Below are 15,451 nucleotides of genomic sequence, written 5' to 3' on the forward strand. Positions count from 1 at the left end.
GCGCTTTTTTGTTCTACTGGTCTTAAGTTAATATCTAAACATTGATATAGGAACGCTGCAGCTAAAGCATCGGCTTTGCCGACTAAGATTTTGATACCTAATTAGGGCCATTTATACTGGTTTTGTTTTCAGTGCTCAGTCATTTGTCCAATAACAGCAGAGCGTGGACATTTAGGGGTATTTCCGCAATTACGTTTTGCTTGGTTGCTTGAAATCGTTTATAAAGATGGCAGTAGGGGCCGTATAAAAAAATGGTCTGAATAATATTGGACATAAATGGGAGGGTGAAAGATCCCTTTATGTCGTCGAATAAATTGTTAGCAGCCTAAATAAAGTGAGATGTAAAGTGAAAATAGCCGTATTATTATTGGGTCTATTAGCTGTAGGGTGTACTTCCACAACAACATTACAAGTTGAGAAAGTAGAGGACAATGTCAGAGATGGTTTATCATTCAAAATATCATCTCGAGAAGGTCCTTCATCTGAAGTAATAAAGTATCTGCCCCATGACTTCTGTAATATGGGATTTACGGCTTCCGTTTCAAAAGTTTATGATGAAAGTGAATGGAATCCTAACTCAAGAGTAACATTTTCAAGTTCGAAAAACGGACAAAGTTTTTCCATATTGTTTTACTACGACAAATCCAATAAGAACATTTTACCCCTAATTATGCACAGCGAGGACGAGACAGCAGAACCACTTGGAATGGCTTTTTCCTTAGGAGAGAAAATCACATCAATGATTTACTACGAAAATCTTGATTTAGGTGTTTCCCTTGCACCATCATCCAAGATGGATAGCATTATTAATCATGTTGGTGAAACTAAGCATACAGAAGAGTTTGATTTTTCAGTAGTAGATATTGGATTCAAGCCTGACCAAGTAAAATTTTTAGGTGTATCCATTGATTCAGTTTTTGATTCAATATATTTTTCTGTCGGCTGCTAACAAGGTATTCAAACGGACACGTACAGTTTGCTTGCGCTTCGCGCAGTCTAGCAAATTGTACTTAGCCGCTTAATATAAGCGTTGAGGCTGTAGGATTTCTCAAAAGAGGGAAATAACGGATGAAATTTATGTTCGTAGATCCTGTAAAAGTCATTTTTTGGTAGGATATCGCATCAAGTCTCACGGAGAAACGCGTGTTGAGGCTTAATTTAAATAATTTCTGAAGCTGTTTTTCTATAAAGAGAAATTCTACAGCCTCGTTAGGTACTTATGGAAAAGGACAGTAAATTGCGTATATTCTTAATTGTATTTCTTAGTCTGTTTGTTTCAGGCTGCGCTTTAAATATGCCGTCAAACGACAGAATAATAGAACTATCACACAAGCAGATCGAATGCCCAAAAGAAGATGTTTCAGTTGTCCATAGACGTAACTCTCTAACAAGCCGTGATTGGGAATTGTCATGTGGCGATACAAAACACGTTTGTGAAATGCATGCAAATAATTCAGTAAGCTGCAAGGCTAAACTCTAACAAGGTTGTCTATGCAAGTACCTAACAAGCCGTTTAACAAAAACGCCAGCAAACCAAGCTGGCACGGACTCGCAAAAAGCGCTCGCCCGTTAACGGAGCGTTAATGTCTGCTTTAGAGCTATAGCTCAATCATAAACCGAATGTCCCCTATGTCCGCAATTCGCTCTTTGCTGACGTTACCCAAAGCCTTAGTCGCTGACCACCTTACAATTATAATAATTGAAGTCTTATTACCAAACGTCGATATCGAAAAATTTACTAATAATTATCAGGCAGTTACATCGATGTGGCTAGTACCACTAATTAACACTTATATAGCCACATATATGCAGTTATTACCAATTTGTCCAATAAGAGCAGATCGTGGACATTTAGGGGGATTTCCGCAATTATCTTTTGCTTGGTTGGAAGAAAACGTTTATAAAAGAGATACGTAGAGGCCGAGTAAAAATATGGCCTGAACTATAGACGACATAATGGGGTGTTTAAACACGACATTATGTCGTCGACTAAACTGTTAGGTGCTATAGCTAGGTTAGTTGGCGGAGTTACGAAAAAATGACAAATAGCGGCGGTGTAAAAAGGTTGAAGTTATTTCTTAGAAGTTATTCGATTTTTTGGACTTTAACTTTGAGTGTAGCGATCGGTGGTTTTATTTATGAGATCAGGTCTGAGCAATTTTCACTCTACCAGTATGCATTGGTGTTATTCATAATAGTTTTGGTTTTCGTTGTTTCGTAAGCGCCAAATAAACCCACGGTCTTATTTTACCATTACCGCTGGTGCATAATTTCGTCACTGAAATCAAGTGAGGAAATGACATGTCAAAACAACCCATCATCTTTTGGCAGCAACACGTAAGCCAATGGAAGGATTCAGCATTAACACAAACGCAGTATTGTAAAAAGCATCAACTAAACCCGCAGCGACTAAGTCACCATAAGCGTAGATTAGAAACGCAAGAAACAGCACCGGTCAAAACGGGTTTCATTGCATTGCCTATTCCAGAGTATTTACCCAAGCCAGAATTATTAACGCTGCACTTCGCCAATGGCCTGTCGTTATCGGGTATTGCGCCCAATAATATCGATGTGGTGAAACAGCTAACGGCGGCATTGTCATGACAAGTGCGATGCGCCCGTGCATGTCGCTTACGCATATTTATCTATATCCGCAGGCAATTGACTTCCGTAAGTCATTTCGAGGCATTAGCGCCATTGTCGAATGTGAGTTGGGTCACAACCCTTTTTCGGGTCACTTGTATGTGTTCACCAATAAACGGCGCACTAAAATCAAATGTCTGTTCTGGGAAAACAATGGTTTCGTGCTGTATTACAAAAGCCTAGAGGAAGATAGATTCATTTGGCCGAGGTGTGAAAAGGAGGTGATAACACTCAACGGCCAGCAAATAAACTGGCTACTTGATGGTCTTGATATTAGTGCCATGAAGGGCCATAAAAAGTTGCATTTCGACAGTGTTTTTTAGGGCTTTTTAGCCTCAAGTTTAGTATAATATCGGGCATGAAATTACCGCCCAACACCCATAAAAACAAGGCTTTTAGCGACACCGATACCATGTCAAGGTTGCAAGCTATGCTGTCTGAAAAAGACGGGGTGATTGGGGAAAAAGAAACACTGATTGCAGAGCAAAGTGACATCATCGAAAAGAAGTCTGATGTCATCGATTCACTTAAAAAGCGCGTTGAGTTACTCGAAGAGTATTTACGCTTATCTAATAGCAAACGCTTTGGCAGCAGCTCTGAACAAACCCCGCCAGAGCAAGGTAACTTGTTCAACGAAGCCGAAGCGACCAGTGAGCCAGAACAAACTGAGCCTGAGTTACCGACCACAAGCGAGCCTAAAGCCAAAACCGGTCGCAAACCCTTTGCTAAAAACCTACCACGCACCCAAGTGTTTGCGTATTTGTCAGATACTGAAAAAGAAGGCGCAATCAATACCTTCTTTGTGAAAGTCAGAGAAGAGCTAGATATTATCCCTGCCAAAGTACAGGTACTAGAGTACATGCAGGAAAAGGCGGTGTTTAAAGACGAACAAGGCACAACCACCATGAAAGCGGCTGAGGTCATTAAACACCCTGTACCCAAAGCCATGGGCAGTATCAACTTAATGACCTACATCATTATTGCTAAATACGCCGATGGCATGCCGCTTTATCGATTAGAGGGGATTATCGAACGATACGGGGGCAGCATATCAAGAACAACACTCGCCAACTATGTCATTGCGCTAGGCAAACAAATCCAACCCTTAATTAACTTATTAAGGGAGACTCAGCATGCCGGCTCACTCATTATGGCGGATGAAACCCGCATTCAGGTATTAAAAGAGCCAGGGCTTGCGCCCACGGGCGATAAATTTATGTGGGTGACACTCGGCGGTAAAGCCGACCAACAAAGCGTGCTGTTTGACTATGACCCATCGCGTGCTCGCCATGTGCCTATGCGCTTGCTACATGGATTTACTCATGGCTACCTGCAAACCGACGGTTATGCAGGTTACAACGAAGTGTGCCGCAAAAACCAGCTCATTCAATTAGGCTGTATGGATCACGCTCGCCGCAAATTCATCGAGGCACAGCAATCACAACCTAAAGGGAAAAAAATAAAAGCCAGCAAAGCCGACATGGCCTTGAGCCTGATTAACAAGCTCTATGGGATTGAGCGCACCATCAAACATGCTAGCAATGAGAAAAGACTGGCCGTTCGCCAAGCTAAGAGCATGCCGATATTAAACACACTGCAGGCATGGCTCACGGCAAACAAACCGCGCGTGGCCACCGACAGTTTAACTGGCAAGGCCATGACCTACTTGCATAATCAGTGGGATAAACTCACTGTGTATTGCACAGATGGGCAGCTTCGCATCAGTAACATTATGGCTGAAAACGCCATTCGCCCTTTTGCCGTTGGGAGGCGTGCATGGTTATTCGCCGACACACCTGCTGGCGCAAACGCCAGTGCCGCACATTACAGCTTGATTGAAACCGCTCGGTTACATGGCATTGAGCCATACGCATATCTCAATACTATATTCAAAGCGATACCCTATGCGGAAACGGTGGAAGATTTTGAAGCGTTATTGCCGTGGAACTATAAGCGCAGTATTACGACTGTTTGATACGTGGGTTGATTAGCCGCTTACGTTGTTTCTGCTTTACCGTTTGATATATGGCAGAAGAAAAAGGACAAAATACTGTGTGGTCATCTTGGGATAAGCTATGAAGATTTTGTTTTTAAACCAGCAAATGAAAAAGATAGCCTTCGAGCTTCATTTAAAGGTAATTCTAAATAAGCTTTCAATATGAAGTGGTTGAAAGTTGCCTGCCAGTCGAGAGATGATTAGTGGCACAGCAAATTACATAAAAGCACCTAACAAGTGCATCATGGTGGGAATTTTACTCGCTGGAAAAGCGCTCCTAAAATCCCCATATGCAAAGCGTTAGGTGAACAAAGGATATTTTGAATATGGGTATTCCAAAAAAGCTTTATAAGTACGAAAGCTTTACTACTCAAAGCCTATCGAACTTAAAATCTCAAATCCTATATTTCGGTTCACCGTTAGACTTTAATGATCCTTATGATTGTGCAATCACAGCAAGGATAAAAGAACCAACTGATTCAGACGTTGAATCATTCAGAGGTCTATATTCAAAAATCCCCGATTTTCCAGAACAAACAAAGCAAGCTTTAGCCCAAGCATCAACTGACGAGTTAAGAAGCTGGTTACATGGGGTTGGCAATCGGAGTATTAGCGATATTGTTCACAAAGCTATAGATGGCAAAGGTGTATCTTGCTTCTCTGAGAAACACAATGACCTACTTATGTGGTCTCATTATGGAGACAAAAATAAAGGGTTTTGTCTGGAGTTTGACACTTCCTTTGAGCCATTCAATAAAGCAAAAAAAGTAAAGTACACTGAAGAAATACCATCAATCAGTATTACGGATGCTATCGTCAAAAATAATTTTGAACAGCTCTTTGATTTATATTGTACTAAATCTACGTCTTGGGAATACGAGGCGGAGTGGAGATGTATACACCATCATGTGGGGACTAAGTGGACTTATGAAAGTGAAGCTCTTACAGGGGTGTATTTTGGTTCAAATGTCCCCGATCAAGTTATAGATATTGTATGTTTAATCCTCCAAGGTCAAAATACACACGTTAAATATTGGAAAGGGAAAAGAAGTGACACTAAATTTGAATTAGAGTTCGAGGACTTTAATTATATACCTTATATAGTTGCTAAGGATCGTGGGCTTGTCACCTAACAAACCAATTAATCCGACCTCAACTCGCTGCGCTCTTTGTGTCGGCTTATTGGGGCGTTAGACATAAAAATGGAGATGGTCTTAAATGGATAGTGATTGTATTCAGTCTATAGCTGCAGTGATATCCTCAATAGCTGCGGCCTTTGTAGTATATTTTGCCTATAAGACTATTATTGAAAATAGAAAGAATATATTCATAAGAGACAAACATCGACTCGCTATAACTCTAAGGGATTTACACTTAAAATTTCAGCAAGATTGGGGCAGCTTCAAACTTTCAAACTACCCAGAAGAACAAAATATAATATTGGCTTCAAAATATATTATCTCCCCTGAGTTATATAATGACCTTATGGGGCTTATGGTAAAACTGCACCAATTTGAGAAAAGTGAGGATGTTGATTCTGTGTATAAAAATGAGACTGCTGAAGGCATTTCTACATTATTTAAAAGCGTTTCGTGCAAGCAACGACTTGATGAGTAAGGTGGTTGTAATGCCTAACAAACGCATCAAACCTGAATCCGCAAACAGTCCAGTTTTTTGCAAAATACACGGCGCAAAAAAGCGTCCAATTTGCTCCGCTGTTTATGCGAAGCGTTAGGCATATAAGGAAGTATCCATCTATGGAGCTATTAAAAAAACTATGGAAAGATCCTGTATGGAGCAAAGTTATTGCTACGGGAATCATCGCACTGATCGTTGCAGTTGCGACGTATATATTAAATTTATGGCCTGATATCCTATCGTTAATAAAACTCACTTGGGGTTTTATTACTTCCAGTACAAGCACTCCTAATTGGTTACTTACAATAATGGCAATACCCTGTTTTCTATTTGTGATGGCTATACTTTCTTCCTTGAAAGGCAAAAAAAATCAAACCAGTTCTTTTACTGATTATGTAAAAGATAACTTCGAGGGGTTAAGTTGGGGGTGGAGATATCACGGGCAACAAATTACAAACTTGCATTGTCTTTGTCCAAAATGCCAATATCAAATAATTCCCCGAGCCGAGCATGATTATCAGAAAGGTGGATTTGTGTATATATATGCTTGTGAGGAGTGTGGTTATAAAGTATCTCCTGTCGCTATCGAGAACCATGAGTTTGAACAAAAAATAGAACTCAAGATACAAAAGAAGTTAAGAACAGGAGAATGGATTGAGGCACTAAATGCCTAACAAGCCAAGTCAGCGGGAATTTTACTCGCTGAAAAACACTCATAAAATCCCCTGCTTGGGGCGTTAGGCAAAAAACATATGATCAGACTGTTTATTGTAATATCTCTGCTGTGGTTAGCTACCTTTACGTACGCAATACAGCCAGATCCTATTTACCGAGAAACAGAGGTCCGAAATGAAAGGCCTCGCGCAGTCAATGAAAAATTCGATTTACAGGAAGTTAATCCTAGGTTCAAAAAAATATTTTCTGATGTGGACAAAAAAGCAGAGAGGCGTGTCGGTAATGTGAAACGTAACGTTGATTTTATTCATAGGTTTTGGGATGAGAAAAAATCAATTCTGCATGAACAATACGATATTCAATGGCAATCTCCTGCGGATTTGAATCCAGCTATAGATTATGGAGACTATGGCCAGCCAATGATTACCGATAATGAACGAGAGTCGATCTCTTACTACATTAAGGCAGAAGGGTACATGGGGAACGAGTCCGTTCTTCGCGTCTGGAGGATGTTTGATGGTACTGTTTACGTATCGACAAAGGACAATATGTCGGAGCGCATACGCCACTATCAGCTAGCAGGCATTGGCGATCAATGGAAATTTGTAAACGTACATTTTGTGGAGCCGTGAGCATGCCTAATCGGGTAGCCAAGGGTCTCTAACCCTCAGCCCCCACAACACCCTGCATGCGGCTCCGCACAGGGCGTTTCATTTAGGATAGTGAAGCGCAATCCAACCATCACGTAACGAATAAAGCCCTTCGGATTTTAAGTAATCAAGCGATAAGGCTTGATTGATCCCCGGAGTTTTCGCACTACGCCATGGCCCTTTACTGGTAATGCCACACGCAACCGCAGCTTGTACATGCACACCTAATCTCATTAAACTTCTGACTTTGGTACGTGGTCTTCGCCACTGCCGCCAATACGCCATTCTCACTCTGCGCCTGATCCAATGATCTAAGTCTACACATCGTTGATAGCTATTAGCGATACCAAAGTAGTTTATCCAGCCTCGTAAATATTGACTGATTTTAAAGAGTTGATAATGCATAGACACGCCCCAGTTACGGTTCGTTAACCGCCGAACTTGCTGTTTAAACTTCAGCAAAGTCTTCGGATGCCATTGAATGCGTCCTCTGTTGAATGTGAATCCAAGGAATTTGCTTTCACTGGTTTTAACGACGTGGCTTTTGGTCGTATTAACGACCAGTTTCAAACGGTGACACAGGAACCTGCTGATACTACTCAGCACACGCTTGCCCGAACGCGGCGTCTTTACCAAAATGGTAAAGTCGTCCGCGTATCGGGCAAACTGATGGCCTCGTTTCTCAAGCTCTTTGTCCAGAGGGTCGAGCATGATGTTGGACAGCAAGGGTGACAACGGCCCGCCTTGTGGTACTCCTTCTCGGCTCTCCACGTAAAGCTGGTTATCGATAACCCCAGCTCGCAGATAACGTTTAATCAATTTAAGTAGACGTTTGTCCTTCACTTTGTAGCCAAGGAGCGTCATAAGTAAATCATGATTAACGCGGTCAAAGAACTTAGACAGATCAACATCGACTGTAAAACGGCGACCCGTTTTAATGATGCTTTGTACCTGTTTCACCGCTTGTTGCCCATTTCGATTTGGCCTGAACCCAAAACTGTTGTCTGAGAAGGTCGGGTCGAAAATAGGCGTAAGGACTTGAGCAATGGCTTGTTGGATCACTCGGTCAACGATGGTCGGGATACCTAGCTGACGTTTACCGCCATCTGGTTTATCTATTTCCACACGCCGAACGGGTGAAGGTTGGTATTGACCTGAGCAAAGCTCAGACATAATACGTTTCCAGTTTCCATCCTTTGCCCAAGCGGGGAAGTCATCAATGGACATCCCATCAATGCCAGCGGCCCCTTTGTTGGCTCGAACTCGTTTCCATGCAGCCAAGATATTGGCTGGACGAAGAATAAGCCCAAGTAGATCTGCACTAAAGGCTGGCTGCTTGTCGGTACGCTGAGTCACGTCACTACCGGACGGCATTCGTGTATTCAAGTCTGACAAGGCTCCTCCTTTGTTCTAAATGTTCGGACCTTCACCGTGTCCCAACCATTACGATGGGCATTTGGCTAATATGTCGTCTGCTGACTTCTGCTTAATCACATGACGGCTTACACCGTTATGCGCTATCGGTTTTCATCTATTTGCTCTTTCCAGTCGATGACACTGAAAAGCCAAGGCACTTGTATACCAGAGCCTCACTGGTTAGTTACCGATCGCTTGTTAAGCAGATCTCCCCAGATAAAAGCATGAACTTTCTTTGCACTGCTGCATCATTTACGGTGGCCATTAGATCACGTGGTTTCGTCGTCTTGTGCCAACTCACCTCTAGCCTACGCCTCATATGATGTTCTTGTTCATCAGCTCGCAAATTTGCGTCCGGCTTCCTCCAGACCAAGCCTCGCGGCTAAGCCCTTGCCATTCGCTAGTAGTTAACGTTTAATAACGGTAAGTTATATAAACGGTGATCTTCCTACAGAGGACTTTCACCTCATTAGTTCGTGCCCATGCTGGGCGTACACAAAACTGTCAATGGGACATTTTTTACTTCGCTCCGTTTTGCGGTGGCTTCGCCACTTTACCGCAAAACTCCACTACGCAAAAAATGCCCATTACAGTGGCGTTAGGTTTCAGGAGGGAATTTTGAAAACGGAATTATTTGACGAAAATTTAGTAAAAAAAGAAGCCAAGAGACAAAATGATTACCTTAATACTTTTTTAGGTATTTTATTATTTACACTTGGTTTTTCATGCCTTGGTCTTGAAAATCCAACTAGAGGAGCAGTAGTTTGCATAGCTCTACTATTGCCTCTCTTTTATAAAGCCATTCAATATGTGCCAGAAACAATAATTACGCTAAGAGTGCTTGCTAAAGAGCACCCTGAGAATGAAGAAATAAAAATTTCACTTAAATATTTAGAAAAAAAATATCTTGGTTTCAAGTCAATATTTACCAGTAATTTAGTGTATATGGTAGGTGTAATCATGTTTGGTTTGGTTCTGCTGTCGCCAGACTTTGTTTATTGGGTTAAATCATCATGAAACCTAACAAGCGCTTTAAATTTGACTCCAAAAGCTGTCATGCTTTTTGCGGAGCAAAATCAAAGCCAACTTTTTCCGCAATTTAAGCGGGCGTTATATTTTGCAGGGAGCATACCTTTGAATTCTAGTGAGCGTTCTAAGTTTTACGAAAAGCAGTACAATCAAGAACTAGATCGTAAAGAAAAAATTAATGCGCGCTTAAATTTACCATTAGCTATAAGTGTTGCTTTAATCGGTTTATTATCATATCTAATAAAAAGTGCTCCTTTAGAATTAAATTCCAATTGGAGTTACTTATTCTGGCTGCTTTTCTTATCCTCAATAACGTCAATATTTTTTGCATTTTACTATTTTAGACAGTGTTGGTTTGGACATACAGATCAACTTATACCAACAGCAGATGTTATTGAAAATTATTATGTATCACTTCTGAATCATTATTCTAAATATCCTAACTCCAGTAAGAATATCGAAAATGAGTTTAAAGAATTCATAAAAAATAGTTTTATGAATTACGCAACAACAAACGCTACAAATAATGACAAACGTAGTTTTAAACTATACAAAACCACTGTGTCTTTAACTTTTTCACTAGTATTTGCGTTTTTTTCGCTAATACCGCACACGCTACATAATCTTAATGTAAACACTGAAAATCAAACAAAGGATAGTTTAAGTATGTCAAATCAAAAACAGCCGCCACCGCCGCCAGCTGCACCAGGCCCGAGAAGTGTAAAAGGTCAAGTTCCACCAAAAAACCCACAGCCAAAACCAACTCAACGGTAAGCAAAATATAACAAGCAAATTAAGCGGGACTTCAAACAGTTGGCTGAGTTCCGCTTCGCTACACATTTTAGCCAACGTGTTATAAGCCCCTTATTTGGGCGTTAGCTCTCAAGGAGATTCCGTGGCATCGGACGCAATAGAATTAGTATCTACAACCACATGGTTAGATCCAAAAATAATCATTCCTGCGATATGCGTGATCATTGCGTCTGTTGTTATCCCTTTATTGCTTCATGTACTTAAGGGTAAAAGAGAGAAATCAGATAAAATTCTAGAAATTCGAACCAAAGCATATACCGAGTATTTCAAAAAATTTGAAGATATCGCAAAAGGTCTAGGTACAGATTATGAGCATTTTTCAAAAGTTACTTTGGTTGAAGAGTTTCGAGAATTGCTTGAAGCAGAAAACTCACCTGACGCGCTTATTAAGTTTCAAGAAACAGTTGGTAAATTCCCACACCAAATCCAAGAGTCACATAGAAAAGCAATGGAAGAGGTGACAGTTCTAAAAATATTAGGATCTTCTCATCTTTTAAAGCTTACAAATGAATTTGAATCCTTAAATCAAGAGATTATGACATTATCATCTCAGTGGCTTGAGGAAATGAAGCAAGCCTTCATCATGCCAGACTTTGATGCACCTATTGCCAAAGAGATGACACAAAAAGGTCTTAAAGCCAAAGAGTTAAAAGAAGAAATCATTAAACAAATGAGAATAGAAATTAACCTTGAGTAATGAGAGCTAACAAGAAAATCAACAAGGACACGTAACAGTTGGCTACGTTTCGCTTCGCTACACAATTTTAGCCAACCATTACTTAGCCTGTTATTTGGGCGTTATGCAAATAATGCGGTCATAGTTTTCGACGAAAATTTCACAGTAATTCCTGTCTATCACTTAAATTCCGTTTTCGACAATTATAATAAAAAACATAGAAATTCTCAGGATAAAAATGAAAATCAATACAAAATTCATCACCTTATTGCTGCCTCTGACACTGTTAGCTAATGCTACTTTTGCAGGTAATGATTTTTCAGCGATTGATCGATATGTTAATGCTGTAAAAGAAGAAGTCGGTTTACCGTCAGGTACCGCGATCGCTATTGTAAAGGATGGTGAAATTGTTTATGAAGGCTATTTTGGTTACGCCAATGTAAAGGAAAAGAAAAAGGTAACGTCGAACACCGCCTTTTATCTTGCTTCTGTCACTAAGCCCCTATTTGCATTGTCTACGTTGTTAATGGAAAACAACGGGAAGATTAAAGACACTACGTCAATGACAGAAATGTTTCCAGATATAAATTTTCCTCACCTTGATACAAGTCACATTCAGGTTAAGCATTTATTATCTCATACTCATGCTTTAGCTAATCGTCCGTTGGAAGATACCCTTGCATTTACAGGGCAACATAATAAATTACAACGATACAAATTAGCCGCAGCAACAACTATCGATAAAGCGACTGAGTTGGGCAATTTTCAATATAGTAACTTGGGTTATAACCTGCTGAGTCTTTGGGCTGAAGATAGCTTTAAACAAGATTGGCAGAAAACAATTGCTGAATTGGTTTATCAACCTTTATCAATGCAGCATACCTCTTCATATACAAGTGATGCCCCTAAAAAAGGATATGAAATTGCGCGTCCGTATGGATTTTATGTTGAGGACCCTGAAGAAATACTTCCTTTTGAAAAAAGTGATGAAACCATGCAAGCCGCTGGTGGAACCGTTTCTTCTGCACGTGATATGGCAAGGTTTTTAATTGCCCAATTAAACGAAGGACGAGTTGATGATAAACAAGTATTTCCTGCTAGTGTCATTAAAAAATCGCATCAACAATTAGCGGTAAACGACTTAAAATATCGTGACTTTATACGCAAGGGTTACGCTTGGGGCTGGTACATGGGACCTTATAAAGAAGAAAAAATGTACCATCACTTTGGTGGCGTGGCAGGCACCCATGCCCATACTTCATTTATGATAGAGCATAATATTGGGCTAGTTGTGCTTAATAATGAGTCTACGGTTGGCAGTAAAATGACAAATGGTATCGCAGATATTGCTTATAGTATTTTGCTCAATAAAGGGGATGCCAACACTATTGCTGATGCTCACCTTAAAAGTATGCAAAATAGCTGGAAAGCAATGGAAATTGATATTCAAGAAACCTTTGATAGCCATAAAAAACGAAACGCTTCCAGAACAATGACACTTACTCAAGATAAAGCTAATTATGCGGGAAGTTTTCGTAATCCATTATGGGGAAAATTGATTGTAGAGTTACTTAAAACAAACGAGTTAAAGTTCAGTTTGGGAGATTTAAAAGCCGTTGCTACTGCGGGGAAATATCCTGATGAATTCAGAATACAGTTCCAATCTAGCGGCAGAATAGCTGCTTATAAAGTGATTGATGGAGAACTATCATCAATCGATGTCTACGGTATAAACCCCCTTGGTGTTGAACGATTTACACGTATAAACTAAATCATCATCTGTTTTTTATGTGGGCATAGTTCATTAACTAAGGGCGATAAAAATAGGTGGTTAGGTTGTGTTTTTCTACGCACTTAGCAAACCGTTATCTAGACGCTTACAATTAACAAGACGCCGAGTGCGCCGAGATAAATCGGTAGAAGATCGGTGGTGTGAGTCCTCTATTTGGTAAGGTAAGCACACCGCCAATGCCCCGAGTTATGGGCTTTGATCGTAAGGTGTCGAGTTAAGCGTTGACAGGGCTGTCTTGTTAATTCTATAACGATCTGGATGTGTTAAAAGCAGCTGACTATTCGAGAAAATCAACGTCACTTTCCCTGCGGACTGATCCAGTTAGAAGCTAAAGAAGACACCCAGTGCGCCGAGATAAATCGGTAGAAGATCGGCACAGCTAAAGAAGACAGCTAAAGAAGACACCCATTTTTAAAAAGTAGAAAAACAGCGGTTGAGATTGAGTACTTTATTACTTTGGGTGTCTCGATTACTGCGCACTTAATAAACCGCTGCACGCTGACACATACTGCTACGCTCGTTTTAGTGTCAGTCGCTGCGCTCTATTTTCACACAAAAACGCTCCGCAGTATGTGTAGGTGAGCGGGGCGTTGGCGCACTTTGAATATCAAAAGTTACATTTTACACAAATAGTTTTATACTCTTCATATCAAAAATTGTTAGGCTGACATTATGAAAATAGATGAATTGAGTCCGAGTGAAAAGATGATTCTAGCTCAACAGCTTTGGGACTCAGTCGCAGTTGAACAGAATGCAATTGAGCTTATGACAGCACAAAAAACCGAGTTAAATAGTAGGCTGTCACAATTTGAATCAGATCAAAATATCGGTTTGGATTGGAACACGGTCAAATCTAAAATTTTGGATTCTTAGTGTCATATGATGTAAGGATACGTCCTGAAGCTGAAGGTGATCTAAAAGAAGCCTATTCTTATTTCGAACAGTGAAGGAGTGGATTGGGTGCGGACTTAATTCTTTGTGTTGAAGATTCATTATCGAAAATTTCGAGAAATCCTGAGCAATTCCCAAAAATTCACAAGGCACTTCATCGTGCATTAGTTAAAAGATTCCCTTATGGTATTTTTTACAAGATTCACGGTGATATTGTCATTGTTTTTGCGATTATGCATTGTGCAAGAGAACCTAAAAAATGGATGTCTCACACCTAACAAACCAATTATTCCGCCCCCAACTTGCTGCGCTTTTTTCGTCGGTATATTAGGCGTTAGAATTTTGTGGAGGTAATTTGCGCAACCTGCAACTTAAAGTTGAAGATTTGCTTTCTAGAGACACGAGATTATGGCGCTATACGGATCTAGCAAAATTCGTGTCGTTGCTCGACTCAGGTAGTCTGTGGCTCGCTAGGTCGGATACTTTTAAAGAACAAAGCGAAGGGCGCTTTCACGATGAGATGAGAACAGCTCTTGAAAGTGCTTACGAAAGCTTTGAAGAGAAAGAAGGCTCCAATAAACAACGTCCATGACTTTCAGTTGTATCAATTTTTTAATCGACAAATACCTGTGTATTTATCGTCTTCTTCGGAGCGTTTGCTGAGATCACAAACTAAAGAAAATTATTTTCCATTCGATTCAACATTTGGTTCTGGGCTCCGCTTTGTGCTTGCCCACCCAAGATATTCTTTTTCTTCGTAATAAATAACGAGGCGTTGAGTGACAACAAACTCACTAGGCAGAAAACTAAACACTCCCCTGCTTTCTAAAATACCTTTAAATTTGAAGCGACCGTTTTCATCTGTCTTTACTGTGGCGAGGAGCTCTTTACCATCTGATTTATAAATATGTTGTTCAATTTTCGCCGACACACAAGGTGTGCCGTTTATTGTAACAACGCCCTCAACTTCTGAAAATAACGTGTTCGACCCCAAAATTCCCGCCATTGTATCAACCCCAAAAGATAGTAAAAGAAAGCCAGCCCCGATTAAGCCAAGCTTTCTGTTTTTTTTAGTAAAAATTGTCATTCCTATTCGCATCACTATACTTTCTACTTACTAGATATCGCCCTACTTGAAGATTGAGTCAACAATGAAAAAATTATCAGAATCGCTGCAGCAGTACTAAAAAAGCCCCCCATTTTTTCAAAATAACAAATCAGCTGTGATTGGG

General features: G+C 40.3%; 17 protein-coding genes. 15 read left to right on the forward strand and 2 right to left on the reverse strand.

The annotated features are described in order from the left end of the window. The first annotated feature begins 346 nt into the window (after positions 1-346). From CXF95_RS06375 to CXF95_RS06415, 8 genes are all read left to right on the forward strand, one after another. Positions 347-949, forward strand: coding sequence for a hypothetical protein (locus tag CXF95_RS06375; RefSeq protein ID WP_101197884.1), 603 nt, complete (start codon positions 347-349; stop codon positions 947-949). 1,352 nt (positions 950-2,301) lie between these two features. Next, entirely contained in the window at positions 2,302-2,604 is a 303-nt protein-coding gene (locus CXF95_RS06385; protein ID WP_101197783.1) for a hypothetical protein, read from the forward strand. Continuing rightward, a complete protein-coding gene (gene tnpB / locus CXF95_RS06390; protein ID WP_101197784.1) occupies positions 2,601-2,966 on the forward strand; it encodes an IS66 family insertion sequence element accessory protein TnpB in 366 nt (121 codons plus the stop codon). The genes CXF95_RS06385 and tnpB overlap by 4 nt, the downstream gene beginning before the upstream one ends. 35 nt (positions 2,967-3,001) lie before the next feature. Beyond that, positions 3,002-4,618 carry an IS66 family transposase gene (locus tag CXF95_RS06395; RefSeq protein WP_101197785.1) on the forward strand — a complete coding sequence of 539 codons (1,617 nt, stop codon included), beginning with the start codon at positions 3,002-3,004 and terminating at the stop codon, positions 4,616-4,618. 347 nt (positions 4,619-4,965) lie between these two features. Beyond that, positions 4,966-5,772 carry a DUF2971 domain-containing protein gene (locus CXF95_RS06400; protein ID WP_101197886.1) on the forward strand — a complete coding sequence of 269 codons (807 nt, stop codon included), beginning with the start codon at positions 4,966-4,968 and terminating at the stop codon, positions 5,770-5,772. Positions 5,773-5,857: 85 nt separating this feature from the next. Continuing rightward, positions 5,858-6,256, forward strand: a complete 399-nt coding sequence (locus CXF95_RS06405; protein ID WP_101197887.1) for a hypothetical protein — start codon at positions 5,858-5,860, stop codon at positions 6,254-6,256. A 140-nt stretch (positions 6,257-6,396) separates the two neighbouring features. Next, on the forward strand, positions 6,397-6,951 hold the full coding sequence (locus CXF95_RS06410; protein WP_101197888.1) for a hypothetical protein: 555 nt from the start codon (positions 6,397-6,399) through the stop codon (positions 6,949-6,951). A 78-nt stretch (positions 6,952-7,029) separates the two neighbouring features. Further along, positions 7,030-7,584: a hypothetical protein gene (locus CXF95_RS06415; protein ID WP_101197889.1), complete on the forward strand. Its 555-nt coding sequence runs from the start codon at positions 7,030-7,032 to the stop codon at positions 7,582-7,584. A gap of 78 nt (positions 7,585-7,662) precedes the next feature. Here the strand turns inward: CXF95_RS06415 and ltrA are convergent, their stop codons facing one another. Then, complete coding sequence (gene ltrA / locus CXF95_RS06420) at positions 7,663-8,997, reverse strand: group II intron reverse transcriptase/maturase (protein WP_101197890.1); 1,335 nt, start codon at positions 8,995-8,997, stop codon at positions 7,663-7,665. A 639-nt stretch (positions 8,998-9,636) separates the two neighbouring features. Here ltrA and CXF95_RS06425 point away from each other — a divergent pair. The 7 genes from CXF95_RS06425 (at position 9,637) to CXF95_RS06455 (ending at position 14,811) form a co-directional block, all read left to right on the forward strand. After that, on the forward strand, positions 9,637-10,035 hold the full coding sequence (locus tag CXF95_RS06425) for a hypothetical protein (RefSeq protein WP_101197891.1): 399 nt from the start codon (positions 9,637-9,639) through the stop codon (positions 10,033-10,035). A 21-nt stretch (positions 10,036-10,056) separates the two neighbouring features. Next, entirely contained in the window at positions 10,057-10,821 is a 765-nt protein-coding gene (locus CXF95_RS06430) for a hypothetical protein (RefSeq protein ID WP_101197892.1), read from the forward strand. 121 nt (positions 10,822-10,942) lie between these two features. Continuing rightward, positions 10,943-11,557, forward strand: coding sequence for a hypothetical protein (locus CXF95_RS06435; RefSeq protein ID WP_101197893.1), 615 nt, complete (start codon positions 10,943-10,945; stop codon positions 11,555-11,557). A gap of 217 nt (positions 11,558-11,774) precedes the next feature. Then, positions 11,775-13,307 (forward strand): serine hydrolase, encoded by a 1,533-nt coding sequence (locus CXF95_RS06440; RefSeq protein ID WP_101197894.1) that lies wholly within the window; start codon positions 11,775-11,777, stop codon positions 13,305-13,307. Between the two features lie 693 nt (positions 13,308-14,000). After that, complete coding sequence (locus CXF95_RS06445) at positions 14,001-14,201, forward strand: addiction module protein (protein ID WP_101197895.1); 201 nt, start codon at positions 14,001-14,003, stop codon at positions 14,199-14,201. Between the two features lie 83 nt (positions 14,202-14,284). Further along, a complete protein-coding gene (locus CXF95_RS06450) occupies positions 14,285-14,497 on the forward strand; it encodes a type II toxin-antitoxin system RelE/ParE family toxin (protein WP_101197896.1) in 213 nt (70 codons plus the stop codon). 77 nt (positions 14,498-14,574) lie between these two features. After that, positions 14,575-14,811, forward strand: a complete 237-nt coding sequence (locus tag CXF95_RS06455) for a hypothetical protein (protein WP_101197897.1) — start codon at positions 14,575-14,577, stop codon at positions 14,809-14,811. 90 nt (positions 14,812-14,901) lie between these two features. Here CXF95_RS06455 and CXF95_RS06460 read toward each other — a convergent pair whose 3' ends face one another. Next, positions 14,902-15,306: a DUF6795 domain-containing protein gene (locus CXF95_RS06460; RefSeq protein ID WP_101197898.1), complete on the reverse strand. Its 405-nt coding sequence runs from the start codon at positions 15,304-15,306 to the stop codon at positions 14,902-14,904. Between the last annotated feature and the right edge of the window lie 145 nt (positions 15,307-15,451).

It is taken from the genome of Paraglaciecola sp. MB-3u-78 (assembly GCF_002835935.1).
Classification (GTDB): Bacteria; Pseudomonadota; Gammaproteobacteria; order Enterobacterales; family Alteromonadaceae; genus Paraglaciecola.

Bases quoted from the DNA above. Each gene is read 5' to 3' on its own strand.
- CXF95_RS06385 (WP_101197783.1), top strand. From the start codon at position 2,302: ATGTCAAAACAACCCATCATCTTTTGGCAGCAACACGTAAGCCAATGG.
- tnpB (WP_101197784.1), top strand. From the start codon at position 2,601: ATGACAAGTGCGATGCGCCCGTGCATGTCGCTTACGCATATTTATCTA.
- CXF95_RS06395 (WP_101197785.1), top strand. From the start codon at position 3,002: ATGAAATTACCGCCCAACACCCATAAAAACAAGGCTTTTAGCGACACC.
- CXF95_RS06400 (WP_101197886.1), top strand. From the start codon at position 4,966: ATGGGTATTCCAAAAAAGCTTTATAAGTACGAAAGCTTTACTACTCAA.
- CXF95_RS06405 (WP_101197887.1), top strand. From the start codon at position 5,858: ATGGATAGTGATTGTATTCAGTCTATAGCTGCAGTGATATCCTCAATA.
- CXF95_RS06410 (WP_101197888.1), top strand. From the start codon at position 6,397: ATGGAGCTATTAAAAAAACTATGGAAAGATCCTGTATGGAGCAAAGTT.
- CXF95_RS06415 (WP_101197889.1), top strand. From the start codon at position 7,030: ATGATCAGACTGTTTATTGTAATATCTCTGCTGTGGTTAGCTACCTTT.
- CXF95_RS06440 (WP_101197894.1), top strand. From the start codon at position 11,775: ATGAAAATCAATACAAAATTCATCACCTTATTGCTGCCTCTGACACTG.
- CXF95_RS06445 (WP_101197895.1), top strand. From the start codon at position 14,001: ATGAAAATAGATGAATTGAGTCCGAGTGAAAAGATGATTCTAGCTCAA.
- CXF95_RS06460 (WP_101197898.1), bottom strand. From the start codon at position 15,306: ATGACAATTTTTACTAAAAAAAACAGAAAGCTTGGCTTAATCGGGGCT.